The 15,731-nt window shown below is 51.4% G+C and carries 16 protein-coding genes; 10 read left to right on the forward strand and 6 right to left on the reverse strand.

From position 1 onward, the window contains the following. Positions 1 to 113: 113 nt before the first annotated feature. Together DBZ16_RS04025 and DBZ16_RS04030 are read left to right on the forward strand one after the other, a co-directional pair. Complete coding sequence (locus DBZ16_RS04025) at positions 114 to 1,706, forward strand: vWA domain-containing protein (protein WP_107813000.1); 1,593 nt, start codon at positions 114 to 116, stop codon at positions 1,704 to 1,706. 77 nt (positions 1,707 to 1,783) lie between these two features. Further along, the gene (locus DBZ16_RS04030; RefSeq protein WP_107813001.1) at positions 1,784 to 2,710 is read left to right on the forward strand and encodes an aldose 1-epimerase; all 927 of its coding nucleotides are present in this window, start codon (positions 1,784 to 1,786) and stop codon (positions 2,708 to 2,710) included. A 190-nt stretch (positions 2,711 to 2,900) separates the two neighbouring features. Here the strand turns inward: DBZ16_RS04030 and ygiD are convergent, their stop codons facing one another. Both ygiD and DBZ16_RS04040 read right to left on the reverse strand, forming a co-directional pair. Further along, positions 2,901 to 3,686, reverse strand: coding sequence for a 4,5-DOPA dioxygenase extradiol (gene ygiD / locus DBZ16_RS04035; protein WP_107813002.1), 786 nt, complete (start codon positions 3,684 to 3,686; stop codon positions 2,901 to 2,903). Positions 3,687 to 3,880: 194 nt separating this feature from the next. Next, positions 3,881 to 4,729 carry an aldo/keto reductase gene (locus DBZ16_RS04040; RefSeq protein WP_107813003.1) on the reverse strand — a complete coding sequence of 283 codons (849 nt, stop codon included), beginning with the start codon at positions 4,727 to 4,729 and terminating at the stop codon, positions 3,881 to 3,883. A 128-nt stretch (positions 4,730 to 4,857) separates the two neighbouring features. On the opposite strand from DBZ16_RS04040, the gene DBZ16_RS04045 reads away from it, so the two are divergent. Both DBZ16_RS04045 and DBZ16_RS04050 read left to right on the forward strand, forming a co-directional pair. Continuing rightward, positions 4,858 to 5,748, forward strand: a complete 891-nt coding sequence (locus tag DBZ16_RS04045; RefSeq protein ID WP_107813004.1) for a LysR family transcriptional regulator — start codon at positions 4,858 to 4,860, stop codon at positions 5,746 to 5,748. Positions 5,749 to 5,812: 64 nt separating this feature from the next. Continuing rightward, positions 5,813 to 6,781, forward strand: a complete 969-nt coding sequence (locus tag DBZ16_RS04050) for an L-lactate dehydrogenase (protein ID WP_107813005.1) — start codon at positions 5,813 to 5,815, stop codon at positions 6,779 to 6,781. Positions 6,782 to 6,848: 67 nt separating this feature from the next. Here the strand turns inward: DBZ16_RS04050 and rlmB are convergent, their stop codons facing one another. The 4 genes from rlmB to htpX all read right to left on the reverse strand — a co-directional run bounded on the left by rlmB (position 6,849) and on the right by htpX (position 9,996). After that, a complete protein-coding gene (gene rlmB, locus DBZ16_RS04055; protein WP_107813006.1) occupies positions 6,849 to 7,598 on the reverse strand; it encodes a 23S rRNA (guanosine(2251)-2'-O)-methyltransferase RlmB in 750 nt (249 codons plus the stop codon). Positions 7,599 to 7,728: 130 nt separating this feature from the next. After that, on the reverse strand, positions 7,729 to 8,037 hold the full coding sequence (locus DBZ16_RS04060) for an AzlD family protein (protein WP_003740656.1): 309 nt from the start codon (positions 8,035 to 8,037) through the stop codon (positions 7,729 to 7,731). Beyond that, on the reverse strand, positions 8,034 to 8,744 hold the full coding sequence (locus DBZ16_RS04065) for an AzlC family ABC transporter permease (RefSeq protein ID WP_107813007.1): 711 nt from the start codon (positions 8,742 to 8,744) through the stop codon (positions 8,034 to 8,036). Before DBZ16_RS04065 ends, DBZ16_RS04060 begins: the two co-directional genes overlap by 4 nt. A 412-nt stretch (positions 8,745 to 9,156) precedes the next feature. Next, complete coding sequence (gene htpX / locus DBZ16_RS04070) at positions 9,157 to 9,996, reverse strand: protease HtpX (RefSeq protein WP_009312191.1); 840 nt, start codon at positions 9,994 to 9,996, stop codon at positions 9,157 to 9,159. 459 nt (positions 9,997 to 10,455) lie between these two features. On the opposite strand from htpX, the gene DBZ16_RS04075 reads away from it, so the two are divergent. From DBZ16_RS04075 to DBZ16_RS04105, 6 genes are all read left to right on the forward strand, one after another. Beyond that, positions 10,456 to 11,115, forward strand: a complete 660-nt coding sequence (locus DBZ16_RS04075) for a DUF1287 domain-containing protein (RefSeq protein ID WP_003757490.1) — start codon at positions 10,456 to 10,458, stop codon at positions 11,113 to 11,115. A gap of 183 nt (positions 11,116 to 11,298) precedes the next feature. After that, positions 11,299 to 11,739: a DNA polymerase III subunit chi gene (locus DBZ16_RS04085; protein WP_107813009.1), complete on the forward strand. Its 441-nt coding sequence runs from the start codon at positions 11,299 to 11,301 to the stop codon at positions 11,737 to 11,739. Between the two features lie 130 nt (positions 11,740 to 11,869). Next, positions 11,870 to 12,703: an FKBP-type peptidyl-prolyl cis-trans isomerase gene (locus DBZ16_RS04090; protein WP_107813010.1), complete on the forward strand. Its 834-nt coding sequence runs from the start codon at positions 11,870 to 11,872 to the stop codon at positions 12,701 to 12,703. Positions 12,704 to 12,997: 294 nt separating this feature from the next. Next, complete coding sequence (purN, locus tag DBZ16_RS04095) at positions 12,998 to 13,624, forward strand: phosphoribosylglycinamide formyltransferase (RefSeq protein WP_107813011.1); 627 nt, start codon at positions 12,998 to 13,000, stop codon at positions 13,622 to 13,624. A 37-nt stretch (positions 13,625 to 13,661) separates the two neighbouring features. Then, on the forward strand, positions 13,662 to 14,699 hold the full coding sequence (locus DBZ16_RS04100; RefSeq protein ID WP_107813012.1) for a hypothetical protein: 1,038 nt from the start codon (positions 13,662 to 13,664) through the stop codon (positions 14,697 to 14,699). Between the two features lie 51 nt (positions 14,700 to 14,750). Continuing rightward, positions 14,751 to 15,419, forward strand: a complete 669-nt coding sequence (locus DBZ16_RS04105) for a DUF3108 domain-containing protein (protein WP_107813013.1) — start codon at positions 14,751 to 14,753, stop codon at positions 15,417 to 15,419. Positions 15,420 to 15,731: the final 312 nt, after the last annotated feature.

The raw sequence follows: 15,731 nt of genomic DNA on the forward strand, positions 1-15,731 counted from the left end.
ATCCACTATAAAATCCAAATAAAAATTGACCCTGCACCATCGTTGAATCTGCCAATACACTGCTATCAATACTTTTAACAATCAGCATGTGATATTTCTATGGAGCTTAAATCATGCCGCGTTTTTTTATAAAAACCGTTTCCATACTCACGTTAGCAGCGTTGGCAGCGTGTTCCGGTTCACACGAACACTCAAGTTCTTCACCTGACAGCCTTCAGAGTCCACCCAACGCAGCACTGTCTACTGCCGCCGTTACTGAAGAAAATCTGTCTCTTGCAGAAAACACCGAACGCTACCAAGACCAACCCGACCAACCGGTCAAATCCGTTGCCCAAGAGCCTGTATCCACATTCAGTATCGATGTCGATACCGGCAGCTACGCCAACGTCCGCCGATTCCTGACCAACGGCGAACAGCCGCCCAAAGACGCCGTGCGGATTGAAGAAATCGTCAATTATTTCCCCTACAACTACCCGCTTCCTACCGACGAGCATCCTTTCGCCGTTCACACTGAAACCATTGATTCTCCATGGCAACCGGAAGCCAAGTTGATCAAAATCGGTATCCAAGCACAAGACACCGCAAAGAAAGACCTGCCGCCTGCCAACCTCGTTTTCCTTGTGGACGTATCCGGCAGTATGGATGCAGAAAACAAACTTCCGTTGGTTCAAGAAACCCTGCGCATCCTGACGCGACAACTGCGCCCGCAAGACAAAGTGGCCCTGATTACCTATGCGTCTGGCGAAGATCTGGTACTCCCGCCCACATCAGGTGCAGATAAAGAAACCATCCTAAACGCCATTGACAAACTGCGTGCGGGCGGCGCGACAGACGGCGAATCCGCACTGCAAATGGCTTATGAGCAAGCGCAAAAAGCCTTCGTACCCAACGGTATCAACCGCATCCTACTGGCAACCGACGGCGACTTTAACGTCGGAGTATCCGACACCGAAACCCTCAAATCCATGGTTGCCGAAAAACGCAAAAGCGGCGTTTCACTCAGCACCCTAGGCTTCGGCATGGGCAACTATAACGAAGACATGATGGAACAAATCGCCGATGCGGGCGACGGCAATTACAGCTACATCGACAACGAAAAAGAAGCGAAAAAAGTCCTGCAACAGCAGCTGACCTCCACACTTGCCACCGTAGCGCAGGATGTCAAAATCCAAGTCGAATTCAACCCTGCCACCGTCAAAGAATACCGCTTGGTCGGCTATACCAACCGCACCCTGCGCAATGAAGACTTCAACAACGACAAAATCGATGCAGGCGACATCGGCTCAGGCCACAGCGTGACCGCCATCTATGAAATCATCCCGCAGGGCAAACAAGGCTGGCTTGAAGAATCACGTTATCAAAAAACTCCCGCCGCCAAAGGCAGCAAAAACGAATACGCCTTTGTCAAAGTGCGCTACAAACTGCCCGGACAAGAAGACAGCCAGCTGATGCAGCAAGCCGTCCCCGTCGGCAGCAAACCGCTTGACCAAGCTGACAAAGACACCCTGCTCGCCCTTGCTGCCGCCTCCTACGCCCAAGCCTTGCGCGGCGGCGAATACAACGGCAAACTCAGTTGGAGAGACATCGAAAACATGGTACAAAAAGTCCAAGGCGATGACCCGTTCGGTCTGAAATCCGAATTTCTCCAACTGGTACGTACCGCCGCCGGACACGGAGGAACATCAGGTCCTTTAGTTAAAGAGTAAAATCTCAAAAGGTCGTCTGAAAACTTTTCAGACGACCTTTTATACACCCTGCCCCAACCCCAATCAGGAGCCGCTTCATGTTCACACTCAAAACCGACAACGACCGCCTGCTGCTCGCATCCCCCGATTTGCGTGCGGAAATTTATCTTTACGGCGGACTGCTCAACCGCTACGAAATCCGCCGCCCCGACGGCGAATGGTTCAACATCGTCAAAGCCTACGACTCCCCGCAACACGCCCGCGAGAGTCTGACTGAATGGTTCCGCAGCGGCAAACTCAGCCCGTACGCCTGCCGCCTGCGCCATGGCAAATACAGCTTTGACGGCAAAGCATATCAGTGCGGCAAATTCAAACTCGCCGAACACGCAGCACACGGTTTGATGTATGACCGCGAGTTTGCCCTCGTCAACAGCCATGCCGACGAGCAATCCGCCGAAGTCGAAATGCGCGCAGATTACGCACAAGACAACAGCGGCTATCCCTTCCCCTTCAGCCTGACCGTCCGCTACCGCCTCAGCGCAGACGGCTTAAGCATCCGCTCCACCGTCCACAACCAAGGCACCACCGCCATGCCGCTCGCAGACGGCTGGCACCCCTATTTCACGCTCGGAGGCACAACCGACGACTGGTCGCTGGAAATCGACAGCAGCAAACGCTTGGGCTTTGATGCCGATTTGGTTCCCGACGGCAGTATGATTGACGACACCCGTTTTCAGACGACCTCAAGCCTGGCAGGCATCGAATTGGACAACAGCTTTGTTTTGGCACGCAGCAAACCCGCCGCCTGCACACTTTCAGGCAACGGACTGACCCTGAGCATTTACCCCGACGCATCCTATCCCTACCTGCAAATCTTCACCCCGCCGACCCGCGACTCCATCGCCATCGAAAACCTCAGCGGCGCGCCCGACTGCTTTAACAACGGCTTAGGGTTGATTGTTCTGAACGCGGGAGAAGAAGCCGCATTTGAAACGCGCTACCACATCGCCGCAAGCCGTCCGTAAACAGCCCGAAAAGCAAAGGTCGTCTGAAAACGCCAAATCAGGTTTTCAGACGACCTTTTAATCAATTGATGCACTGGTTTCTTTGACTGAAAAACAAAAAATAGCCCACGTCAGTAAACCTAGCATTTTCAATCAAATATGCTGTATTGAATCATAACCTGACCGAAATGGCGTTGCCATATTTTTCCTTTTACCCCACCAACAGCGAAGTCATACTGAGCGAACCGGCGACAAGATTATCGTTGAAAAACGTAATGGAATCATCCGGTTCACGTAATGCCATAATGCAAAGAAAAGGCAGATAGTGATCCGGCGTCGGCACGGAGAGCATCGCCTTTTCACCCATCCGTTCGTAATGAATCAACGTATTGTCATCCCGTTCGGCAATCGCCTGATTGACCGCTTCGCGGAAAGCAAACGCCCAATCATAGCCCGCGCCGATTTGATTGATATGCGCCCTGCTCATCACGCCCAGATTATGGATAATATTGCCGCTGCCGACAATCAACACACCCTGTTCGCGCAAAGCGGATAATTTTTTCGCCAAATTGAAATGCCATTCCGTCGATTGCAAGCGATTGAGACTGAGCTGCACCACAGGAATATCGGCATCAGGATAGAGAAACTTCAACACCGCCCAAGTGCCATGATCAAAACCGCGCGTCGGGTTCAGCTCGACATTCTCCGGCCGCAATAACGACCGCACTTGTTCCGCCAACTCAGGCGAACCAGGCGCCGGATATTGCACCTGACTGAGTTCTTCAGGAAATCCGTAAAAATCATAAATCATTTCAGGCTGTTCGCCCGATGAGACCTGCAAACCGCTGCTGTACCAATGCGCCGAAATCATCAAAATGGCTTTCGGTTTGGCAAATTTTTGCGTAATCAGGCTGAGATTCTGGTTGAAAGGATTTTCCTTATCCAACACATTCATCGGACTACCATGCCCGACAAACAATACAGGCATTTTTTTCATCACTGCCTCCTTATATCTGATGAGGCGGATTGTACGGATAAATGATTAAGCAATAAATCTCAATTTATGAACAACATATTTTCCCAGTAGTAAACAATGAAATACTCTTTGGCTTTGTTAAAAAATTCAAAAATAGGTCGTCTGAAAAGTTTAGAGAAAAAGTAAGGTGTGCCGGAGCACACCTTGTTTAACGGTTACACACCCATTTTCCACGCGGCGATGCGTTTCAAATTATCCACCGTGTCGTGATTGACGATGGCGTCGAACGTGCCGTCCAGTTTGGCAATTTCTGCTTTGTCTTCATCGCTGAGGGCAAAGTCAAAGACGTTCAAGTTTTCCGCCATGCGTTCGGGTTTGGTGGATTTTGCCAATACAATGATGCCACGTTCCACCAGCCAGCGGGTAATCACCTGCGCCACGGATTTGCCGTATTTCGCGCCGATTTTGCTTAACACGGGGTTGTGGAAAATATCGTTTTTACCTTCGGCAAACGGTGCCCATGCTTCCACGGCAATGCCTTCAGCCTGCAAAGCGGCAACGGCTTCGGTTTTTTGTTGGAACGGATTGATTTCAATCTGATTAGCCTGCGGCATCACTTTATTGAATAGTCCCAAATCCACCGCGCGTACGGGCGAAAAATTGCTCACTCCGATAGCGCGGATTTTGCCGGCTGCCTGATATTCTTCCAGCGCGCGCCATGTGCCGTAGCTGTCGCCGTAAGGCTGATGAATCAGCACCATATCGATGTAATCCAAATTCAGACGACCTAATGAACGCTCCAGCGAGGCTTTAGCGGCTTCGTAGCCGAAATTTTCTACCCAAATTTTGGTGGTAACGAACAATTCTTCGCGCGCCACGCCGCTGTTTTTAATTCCCAAACCGACTTCGGTTTCATTCATATAAACCTGCGCGGTGTCGATGTGACGATAGCCTGCCTTGATGGCGGCAATCACGGCCTGTTCGGTTTCTGCGGGCGGAATTTGGAATACGCCGAAACCAAGTGCAGGAATTTGTACGCCGTTGTTTAATGTGATGTTTTGCATGATATTGTCTCCTGTTTGTTCTCATGAAAGTGTAGCCATTTTAGCCCGTGTTTTTATTGAGATAAATTAGGTTTGGTTTTATGATGTCGTGAATTAAATTCACTAATCACCTAAAACGGGGTAGGAAAATGCAGAACTTTAACGAGCTGAATTATTTTTTGACACTCGCGCAAACTCAGAGTTTTGTGAAGGCAGGACAGCTTTTGGGGATTTCTTCTTCGGCGTTGAGCCACAGCATGAAAAATTTAGAAACGCGGCTAAATTTGCGCCTGTTCAACCGCACTACGCGCAATGTGTCGCTGACCGAAGCCGGACAGCAGCTTTTCGACCAACTTTCCCCACTTTATCAAGCTATTAACCACGAAGTCGATGCGTTAAATAACTTTTTGAATACACCATCGGGGCTGATTCGTATCAATGCCCCGACGCTGGCGGCGGAAGCGGTGTTATACCCGAAATTAAAGCCGATTTTGAACCAATACCCGAAAATCCGCTTGGAAATCGTGGTGGACGACCGTTGGGCCGACATTGTGAAAGAGGGATTTGATATGGGCGTGCGGCTGGGCAACGATGTGGCAAAAGAGATGGTTGCGGTGCCGATTTCCGCACCGCTCAAAATGGCGTTGGTCGCCTCGCCCGATTATTTAGCGCAACACGGTTCGCCGAAAAATATTGACGATTTGCAGCAGCACCGCCTCATCGGCACGAAGCTCTCCGCCGAACACGGCGCGGAAATGCAGTGGGAATTCAAATACAAAAAAGAGCTGATTACATTCATGCCCAAATCACAATTTTCCATCAACAATCATCTGCGCCTGCAAGCCGCTTCAGACGACCTCGGCATCACTTGGCTACCACATATTATCGCCGCAGACGCACTCCATTCTGGGCAGTTGGTCGAGCTGTTGCCTGAATACGCCATAACCTACGAACCGCTTTACCTCTATTACCCCAGCCGCCGCGGGCATTCGAATGTGTTTAAGTTGATTGTGGATGCGCTGCGGGTGGAGGTCGTCTGAAATTTGACGCCACTCTGCCCAAGTGTTATTAATAATTCCTATTCACAAACAAACAGGAACAGACATGAAAAAAGTTGGTAACAAAGTGGTCGTTGTGGGCTTGGGCGCGGTCGGTGTCAGCTATGCCTATTCCATGCTCAACCAAGCCTTGTGCGACGATATGGTTTTAATCGACATCAACCGCACGCGCGCGGAAGGCGAAGCGCGCGACTTCCGCCACGGAATGCCTTATGCCGCTTCGCCCGCGCGTATTTACGTCGGCGATTACGATGATTGCTCGGATGCAGACATCGTGTGTATTTGTGCGGGCGCGGCGCAGGCTCCCGGCGAAACCCGTTTGGACTTAATCGACAAAAACCTGCGTATCTTCCGCGACATCGTTTCGAAAGTCATGGCTTCGGGCTTTGATGGTATCTTCTTGGTCGCCTCCAATCCCGTGGACGTACTGTCTTATGCCGTCCTGCGCTTTTCAGGGCTGCCCAAAGAGCGCGTTATCGGCTCAGGCACCATCCTTGACTCCGCCCGTTTCCGCGTCTGTCTGGGCAACGAATTCGACGTCGCGCCTTGGAGCGTCGATGCCATGATGATCGGCGAACACGGCGACAGCATCATTGCGCTTTGGAGTACCGCCAACATCGCGGGTATGTCTGTTCAGAAGATGTTGGAACAATCAGAAGACGGGCAGGCGCGTATGGACAAAATCTATAACACCGTGCGCAATGCCGCCTACGAAGTCATCGCCGCCAAAGGCTCGACCAGCCACGGCATCGGCATGGGCTTGAGCCGCATCTCCAACGCCATCCTGCACAATCAAGGCGTAGTGCTGCCCGTTTCCACCTTGCTTGAAGGCGAGTTCGGACAAAACGGTGTGTATATCGGCGTACCGACCGTCGTCAACCGCCAAGGCGCAGTCCGCATCATCGACCTGCAACTTTCAGACGATGAAGCCGAACGCTTTGCCCGCTCGGCGGAGCTGTTGAAAAGCTATCAACGCAAAGTCGATGAAATGGTGGGTAAAGAGAATCGCCTTTAAGTAAAACGTCGTCTGAAAACCAAATTGCCAGTTTTCAGACGACGTTTTCTGTTCACAAACCTAAGCGTTATTTCTCTGCTTTCGACACCCGCTGACGGCGCGTTTCGCTCAACACCATGCCCGCGCTGACGGAGACGTTCATGCTTTCGACTGTGCCGAACATGGGTATCGACACCAGCATGTCGCAATGCTCGCGCGTCAGGCGGCGCATACCTTCGCCTTCGTTGCCCATTACCCATGCCGCGCTGTCGGGCAGGTCGCAATGGTAGAGGTCGGAATCGCCGCCCATGTCGGTTCCGATGATCCAGATGCCGTATTCTTTCAACTCGCGCAGGGTGCGGGCAAGGTTGGTTACGGTGATGTAGGGTACGGTTTCCGCCGCGCCGCAGGCGACTTTGCTGACGGTGGCGTTCAGTCCCGCGCTTTTGTCTTTCGGCGCGATGACGGCGTGTACGCCCATTGCGTCGGCGGTACGCAGGCACGCGCCGAGGTTGTGCGGGTCGGTGATGCCGTCGAGTATCAGCAAGAGCGGCGGTTCGCTGAGGTTTTCCAATACGTCTTCGAGGTGGACGTGGTTTTTGGAAGCGTCGATAAACCCGACCACGCCCTGATGCCGCGCGCCTTTGCTGATGGCGTTGAGGCGGTCGGCGTCGGCGAAGTGTACGCGCACGTTTTCGTTTGCCGCTTTTTCCAACACGTCGCGCGTGCGGGCATCGTTTTTGCCTTCTTGGACGTAGAGCTCGGTAATCGATTTCGGGTTTTGCCACAGGCGGGCGTTGACGGCGTGGAAGCCGTAGATGAGTCTTTGGTTTGCCATGATTTTGCTTTATAAAAAATTTCAGACGACATTATAACAAGATAAGGTCGTCTGAAAGGGAAAGGTCGTCCCGTCAGGAGGCTGCGCACTCTGAAAACAAGTGTAACCGGTTTCACTCAAACGCAGCCGCCTACCGCATCAAATACCCCAACAGCCCGGAACTACCCACACCGATCAACACAGTAACCAACATAGAAAACCTACTGGCTGCAAGCACGGTCAGCGCAATGGCAATCAACTCGTGCGGCTTGTCGGACACAAAATAAGGCGCGATGACGGAAATCAACACGCAACCCGGCGCGGCTTCCATCACAATTTGTGCACGGCGGCTTAAAGTGCGATTGCGCAAGGCGAAAAAACCGATAAGGCGGGTGGAATACGTTACCGCCAGCATGCTGGCAAACAACAGGAACGACTGCCAAGACAGCAAATCCTTCATTCCTTCTCTCCCCAAAGATAGGCGGCAAGCAGGCCGGAAATCGCGCCCATCGGCACATACCAATGCCCGTCCACCGACAAATAAGTCCCGCACGCCACAATCAGGCTGACAAACCAAGGGCGTGCCGCCTTAAAGCTTTTCCACATTCCGCGCAGCAGCGCCAAAAACACGGCGGGAAACGCCATGCCAAAGCCCCATGCCGCAACATCGCCGAACATCGGACCAACCGCCGCGCCAAACGCTGCAAAACCCGTCCAAGTGGTGTACAGAATAAAGCACACGCCCGCATAAAACGGCATATTGAACGCCGGCAGCCCCATCGCCTTGCGTTTTTGGATTTCCGCAAACGCCATCGCCCAACTTTCGTCGCACATAAAAAACAACGCAGGTATGGCTTTTCTCAACGGCATATCGCGCATATAGGGCGCAATTGCCGCCCCCATCAGAATATGGCGCGAATTAATCATGAAGGTAACGGTGGCAATGAGCAGAATCGGCAACGGGTTTGCCCACAGGTTGACCGCCGCAAATTCCGAGCCTCCGGCAAAGTTCATGCCCGTCATCATCAGTATTTCCAGCCAGCTCATACCCTTCTGACCGCCCTGCATACCCAATATCAACGCCCACGGCAAAAGACCGATAAGCATAGGCGAGGTTTCTTTGATGCCACGTAGAAATTCGGATTGCGGGGAATTGGGGTTTGTCATTTTATTGGGGAGCTTAAAGAGGGGGGAAGATGGAAAATGAGGGAAGGTATTATAAGTGAAATCGTCAACAATCAGGAGGGCAAGACGAAATCGCAAACGAGGAAACGCTGTATCCGTTTCAGTTTTATAGTGGATTAAATTTAAACCAGTACGGCGTTGCCTCGCCTTGCCGTACTATTTGTACTGTCTGCAGCTTCGTCGCCTTGTCCTGATTTAAATTTAATCCACTATATTTGTAAGACTGCCCCAAAAATACGGCTTGAAATGAAAACAGCCGGATTCTGCTATATTACAGAATCCGGCTGAGATAAACCGACTAAACAAGTTGTCATGAATATCCGAAGTTTATTCGACGATTCAAATTTTCAGACGACCTTCAATCATCTTTCTATTATTTGAATCTCTGCCCTGATTATAAAGCTTTAAGACGGGCAATCCGGTTTTCCAAAGAGGGGTGGGTGCTGAGCAAAGAATCTTTGGCATCGCTGGCGATACCCATCGCATTCATTTGCTGCGGCAAATCGCTCGGGTTGCCTTTCAAGCGTTGCAACGCGGCAATCATTTTAGGCGCGCCGACCAGTTTGGCGGCTCCCGCATCCGCACGGTATTCGCGCTGACGGCTGAACCACATCACGATGATGCTTGCCAAAAAGCCGAACACGACCTGCAATACCATGCTGACTAAAAAATATGTGCCTTGCGAAGTGCTGCCGTCGTTATTGCGGGCAACCATGCCGGAAACGATGCGGGCAAGGAAAACCACAAAGGTATTGACCACACCTTGTATCAGCGTCAACGTTACCATGTCGCCGTTGCCGACGTGCGCCATTTCGTGCGCCAAAACGGCTTCGACTTCGTCCCGCGTCATGCGCTCTAGCAAACCCGTACTCACCGCAATCAGCGAACTGTTGCGCGTGGCACCGGTTGCGAAAGCATTGGGTTCGGGGGAATGGTAGATCGCCACTTCCGGCGTTTTCAGGCTCCACTGCCTCGCTTGTGCTTCCACAGTCGCCAACAACCACGCTTCCACTTGATTGCGCGGCTGTACGATGACTTCCGCACCGACAGAGTTTTTCGCGATGGATTTGGACATCAATAATGAAATGATCGAACCGGCAAAGCCGACGACGGCCGAGTACACCAGCAGGCTGCCGACCTGATCCGTACTGTGTATGCCAAGTACGGCCAAAACAACGCGGATGACGACCAAAACGGCAATATTGGTTGCGAGAAACAAGAAGATTCGTTTCACCGGGGAGATTCCTTTTTTGGGTATGGTTGGTTTATGTTTTTGATTGATATAAAAGAACAACAAAATTAAACAATATCGGAATATTGAAGTTTACTTTGCACGCTACGCTTTATATCGAAACCGGTTGGAATTCAAATTATCGGTTTGCCCTAAAATTTTCGAGCGAATTCACAATCAGGTTGTAAGACTTATACCGCATTACTGCTAATGCTGCGGTATTTTCTCAAAAAGAGGCGGATTCTAAAATGCCGTACTTGGAAAAGGTATGCAAAACCAAAGTATCATTTTGACTAAACAGGAGATTTAGCGTTAACAAAATGCCATTTCCCCCTCAAAAACGTATTGATTACCCGTCCGAATATACCTAATAAAGACCGTTACTCCTCTTTTGATTGCCACCCCACCCCGAAATCTGATAAATAACGCATATAACATTTACATTAAATCCGTGCGCAAATCATGAAACGCAAAACCTCCCTCAATCTCGTTCTTGCCAGCATTGCGGTTGCCATTGCCTTGATTACGGCTGCGGCTTTTTGGTTTTATCACAGCCCTTACGGTCCGACCATCCCACTTATCCGTACCGGCTCTTCACAATCCATTACCCAACCCGACCGACCATCCCCGAAAATCGTTCAATCTGCGCGCAACCAAATCGGCAAGACCCTGCGTTATGACTCTGCCTACACCAAACTCAAATATCCGATGGGTGACGTACCGATGAAAAAAGGTGTATGCACCGACGTCATCATCCGCGCCCTGCGCGACCAAAATATGGATTTGCAAGAACTTGTCCATCAAGACATGAGCCGGAACTTCTCCGCCTACCCCAACCGTTGGGGCTTGAAACAACCCGATGCCAACATCGACCACCGCCGGGTGCCCAACCTCATGACTTATTTCACACGCCAAGGCTGGGCGGTACAGGATACGAATTATCAGGCAGGCGACATTGTGACTTGGGAGCTTAAAGGCAACCGCCCCCACATCGGCATCGTCTCCGACCGCAAAATCGGAGACAGACCCTTGATTATCCACAATATCGGTTTGGGAACCCGTGAAGACGACATCCTCTACCGCTATACCATTACCGGACATTTCAGGCTTCCCGTTCAGTAAATTTTCCATCGTGTTACAAACAACCATCCCAAAAGGTCGTCTGAAATCCCGATATGCTTTGCGAAGGCATCCCGACAAGCGTCCGGATGCCTAAATTTTCTTACGCAGGCAAGACAGTCTTGCCATAGCCCTTTCACAACGTTTTTACTATAATCCCCCATTTCCTCCCCTGCCCCGTGCATCATGCCCAAAGCCACTTTCTACACCCACGCCGCCGACCCTGCCGCCTTCGCCTGCCGCCTGATTGCGCGCGCCATACGCGACGGCGGGCAGATATTGGTGTGGTCGGATTCCGATGAAACCATCCGCCGCCTCGACCGCGACCTTTGGCAGCAAATTCCCGAAAGCTTCATTCCGCATGAAATTTGGCAACCCGACCAATCCATGTCGTCTGAAACACCCGTATGGCTCGCGTTCGGTGACACCCTGCCCGCCGTCCCTGAAAACGCTACCGTCCTCAACCTCTCGCCCGACTTTTGGAACGAAGCCCCCATCGTCCCCGCCCGCGTGCTTGAAATTGTAGGCAGCAGCTTGGAAGAACTCGCCGACGCCCGCGAACGCTTCAGCGCATACAGAAAAAACGGCTTTACTATCGAACACCACGATATGACGGGCAAAGCCTAAAATCGAAGGTCGTCTGAAAACGGCTTTACACGATAAGCCGAAAATTTAAACAGCCTTGATTCCTTTTGATTCAAACTGGGCTATAATCCCGACTTTCTTTTACTGACCCCTTTTAAAAGACGAAAACATCATGAACAAAACTTTCAAATTCAGCGCATTGGCAATCGCCGCCGCATTGGCACTGACCGCCTGCGACAAAAAAGACGCCAATACACCTGCTTCAGCCTCTGCGCCCGCATCGGCATCCGCAGCTTCCGGCGCATCTGCCGCAAAAGACGCATCCTCTATCGGCACACCGGTCCAACAAGCCAGCTACGCAATGGGTATGGACATCGGCAGCTCCCTGAAACAAATGAAGGATCAGGGCGCGGAAATCGACATGAAAGTCTTCATCGAAGCCTTGCAAGCCTCTTATGACGGCAAAGAAAGCAAAATGACTGAAGTCCAAGCACAAGAAGTCATGATGAAATTCCTGAAAGAACAACAAGCCAAAGCGGCGGAAAAACTTCAGGCTGACGCCAAAGCCAACTTGGAAAAAGGCGAAGCGTTCCTCAAAGAAAACGCCACTAAAGAAGGCGTGAAAACCACTGCTTCCGGCCTGCAATACAAAATCACCAAAGAAGGTGACGGCAAACAGCCTAAAAAAGACGACATCGTCGTTGTCGAATACGAAGGCCGCCTGATTGACGGTACCGTCTTCGACAGCAGCAAAGCCGGCGGTCCTGTCACCTTCCCCGTCAGCCAAGTTATCCCCGGCTGGGCCGAAGGCATCCAACTCTTGAAAGAAGGCAGCGAAGCCACCTTCTACATCCCATCCAAACTCGCTTACCGCGACCAAGTCATGCCGGGCGGAAAAATCGGTCCGAATTCCACTTTAGTATTTGACGTGAAGCTGGTTAAAATCGGCAAACCCGAAGATTTCCAACCCGCTCCCGGTCAAGTTGACATTCAAAAAGTCCAATAAGCCTGCGCTTTAACCCGATGCCCGAACCGAATTCGTTTCGGGCATTTCTGTTCTGTATGGTGGATTAACTTTAAACCAGTACGGCGTTGCCTCGTCTTGCCGTACTATCTGTACTGTCTGCGGCTTCGTCGCCTTGTCCTGATTTAAATTTAATCCACTATATATTCGCAAAACATGGTTTACCCCGTTTCAGACGACCTCCTATCCCATCAAACCCCCAATAAACCCGCGCCATAGCATTCCGATTTTGTTTTGCTATACAATAAAACGTACCAACCTAATACAACCGACCCCATGAAAAACATCGTTATCCTTATCTCCGGCCGCGGCAGCAATATGCAGGCCATCGTCAATGCCGCCATTCCCGACGCCCGCATCGCCGCCGTCCTCAGCAACAGCGAAACCGCTGCCGGTCTGGCTTGGGCAGCCGAGCGCGGCATCGTTACCGACAGCCTCAACCACAAAGACTTCCCCAGCCGCCTTGCTTTCGACCAAGCCATGATGGAGAAAATCGATGCCTATCAACCTGATTTGGTCGTCCTCGCAGGCTTTATGCGCATCCTCACGCCCGAATTCTGCGCCCATTACCAAAACCGCCTGATCAACATCCACCCGTCCATCCTCCCCGCCTTCACCGGCCTGCATACCCACGAACGCGCCCTTGAAGCCGGCTGCCGCGTCGCAGGCTGCACCATCCACTTCGTGACCCCCGAGCTGGACTGCGGTCCGGTTATCTCGCAAGGCATCGTGCCGATACTTGATGGCGACACGCCCGACGACGTTGCCGCCCGCGTCCTTAAAGTCGAACACCGCCTATTCCCGCAAGCCGTTGCCGATTTCGTTGCAGGTCGTCTGAAAATCGAAGGCAACCGCGTATTCAATTCAGAACGCAACGCCGAAGGACAAACCCTGCTCGCGTAATCCCCGCCTAAGCAGCAGTACCACATAAGGAAAAACCATGAGCCAAAACCAGTTGACCCTTTTGGATATCATTTCCGAATCCGACTACCGTCAACGCCAAAGCAAAGCCATCGATTTATTCAACCAAAGCCTCAAAAACAACCCTGAAACAACGTTGGCATTGTGCAATTTTGTTGTCGGCGACGTACTCAGCAACCATTCCTTTTCACCCGGTTTCAAGCTGCACTGCCTAAACTGGCTGATCGACCATCACTTGGACCGCTGTGACGAAAGCTACGAGCAGCATCCTGAAGACGACGGCTTTCCCGAAGGCTTCTACGATTTAATCGATTGCCAGTGGAAATTCAAATGGATCATTCCCACTCTTGCCCGCGACCTCTTTATCGACAAAAAGGAAATCGAGGAAGCGAACGAAACAATGCGCTACCACTATGAAAACATGCGGTTCAGTCTTTCATCATTTTATAAAACCCTGATGCTGCAAAACATCCTGACCGGAGACCACACCGCCGCCAAAGAAAATTTCCAAAAATGGCAGCAAACCGCGACAGACGAATTTTCCGACTGTCCCGCGTGCGAACAGACCGAACAAGTCAACTTCTACCATTTCATCGGACAGTATCAAAAAGCCATCGACACCGCCCAACCCATCTTAACGGGCGAAATGACCTGCGCCGAAGTGCCGCATATTACCTACCATCCCGCCATCGACAGCATGATACGGCTGGGCAAATATCCCGAAGCAGAGCGTCTTTTGGATGAAGCCATAGATAAAATCAACGCCGAAGAAGACGAAATTTTCGTCCGTCTTATTCCCCTCTTCTCCCAACTGGCTTACAAACTCGGACAGTCGCAACGCGCCCTCGACTTGATGAACCGGCACGGCGACGCCATTATTCAACATGCCCAAAACGACAATATGCTCTATTTGGACTACCTCATCGCACTCTACCCCTTTGACGAAGATGCGGCGAAACATGCCCACGAGCTTGCCGCCGACTTCGACAAACGCAACGGCAACAGCCATTACCAAAGCCAGATAGAATTTATGTTCGGTTCGGGCAATCTCCAATAAACCAAGCTCGTCTGAAACCCTTTCAGACGACCCAAAACAGGAGGAAATATCATGAAAACACCAGCCTTGCTTATCGCCGCCGGTCTCGTCCTGAGCGCCACAAGCGTCTATGCCGCAGAGCTGCCCAAATCAGCCACCCTGAAATATTCCGGCAGCTACGGCATCCCCGCCACCATGACCTTCACCCGCAGCGGCAACCAATACACCATCGTTTCCAGAATCAAAGTCCCGATGTACAGCATCCGCTTCGAATCCGGCGGCACCATCAGCGGCAACACCCTCCGTCCCAAATACTATAAAGACGTCCGCGGTGGCAAACTCTATGCCGAAGCCAAATTCAGCGGCAACAGCATCACATACGGCAAAGCCGGCTCGAGCGAAACCGCTAAATCAAGCGGCACGACACTCGACCTCTTTACACTGGCTTGGCAGCTTGCCGCCAACGATGCCCACCTGCCGTCCGGTCTGAACATTACCAACGGCAAAAAACTCTACCCCGTCAGCGGCATGACCAAAGTCGGCAGCGAAAACTACAAAATCGGCGGCGGCACCACCACAGTCAACAAATACCGTGTCAAGCGCGGCGACGACACCGTCACCTATTCGTTCGCCCCCGCCTTCAACAACATCCCTGCCGAAATCAAATACACCGACGACGGCAAAACTTACGACCTCAAACTCACATCCGTCACCATCGACGGCAAAGCCGTCAAACCATAACGGCGACACACCATCCCAAATGACCGACCGTTTCCCAAAGGTCGTCTGAAAACTGAACTGCACCTAAAAAGTTGGATATTCCTTCCAACCCGTTAAGGTGCAGTTTTTTATTGCCGCACACATGACTTTTCAACCCTCACGCCATAGCGATTCGCCTATGGCGTATTTTTCTCAAAAAGCGACCGCCATTTTTCAGACAACCTGCGATTTTTTAGTTGAAAGATATGCGTTTACAGACTGGCAGGCTTAAGCTGTATTCACATTATTTTTCAGATTGTAAACAATATGTTCTACCTGATTTAGCCGCCGTTT

The organism is Neisseria sicca (genome assembly GCF_003044565.1).
Classification (GTDB): Bacteria; Pseudomonadota; Gammaproteobacteria; order Burkholderiales; family Neisseriaceae; genus Neisseria; species Neisseria sicca_A.

Bases quoted from the DNA above. Each gene is read 5' to 3' on its own strand.
- DBZ16_RS04025 (WP_107813000.1), top strand. From the start codon at position 114: ATGCCGCGTTTTTTTATAAAAACCGTTTCCATACTCACGTTAGCAGCG.
- DBZ16_RS04030 (WP_107813001.1), top strand. From the start codon at position 1,784: ATGTTCACACTCAAAACCGACAACGACCGCCTGCTGCTCGCATCCCCC.
- ygiD (WP_107813002.1), bottom strand. From the start codon at position 3,686: ATGAAAAAAATGCCTGTATTGTTTGTCGGGCATGGTAGTCCGATGAAT.
- DBZ16_RS04040 (WP_107813003.1), bottom strand. From the start codon at position 4,729: ATGCAAAACATCACATTAAACAACGGCGTACAAATTCCTGCACTTGGT.
- DBZ16_RS04045 (WP_107813004.1), top strand. From the start codon at position 4,858: ATGCAGAACTTTAACGAGCTGAATTATTTTTTGACACTCGCGCAAACT.
- DBZ16_RS04050 (WP_107813005.1), top strand. From the start codon at position 5,813: ATGAAAAAAGTTGGTAACAAAGTGGTCGTTGTGGGCTTGGGCGCGGTC.
- rlmB (WP_107813006.1), bottom strand. From the start codon at position 7,598: ATGGCAAACCAAAGACTCATCTACGGCTTCCACGCCGTCAACGCCCGC.
- DBZ16_RS04060 (WP_003740656.1), bottom strand. From the start codon at position 8,037: ATGAAGGATTTGCTGTCTTGGCAGTCGTTCCTGTTGTTTGCCAGCATG.
- DBZ16_RS04065 (WP_107813007.1), bottom strand. From the start codon at position 8,744: ATGACAAACCCCAATTCCCCGCAATCCGAATTTCTACGTGGCATCAAA.
- DBZ16_RS04075 (WP_003757490.1), top strand. From the start codon at position 10,456: ATGAAACGCAAAACCTCCCTCAATCTCGTTCTTGCCAGCATTGCGGTT.
- DBZ16_RS04085 (WP_107813009.1), top strand. From the start codon at position 11,299: ATGCCCAAAGCCACTTTCTACACCCACGCCGCCGACCCTGCCGCCTTC.
- DBZ16_RS04090 (WP_107813010.1), top strand. From the start codon at position 11,870: ATGAACAAAACTTTCAAATTCAGCGCATTGGCAATCGCCGCCGCATTG.
- purN (WP_107813011.1), top strand. From the start codon at position 12,998: ATGAAAAACATCGTTATCCTTATCTCCGGCCGCGGCAGCAATATGCAG.
- DBZ16_RS04100 (WP_107813012.1), top strand. From the start codon at position 13,662: ATGAGCCAAAACCAGTTGACCCTTTTGGATATCATTTCCGAATCCGAC.
- DBZ16_RS04105 (WP_107813013.1), top strand. From the start codon at position 14,751: ATGAAAACACCAGCCTTGCTTATCGCCGCCGGTCTCGTCCTGAGCGCC.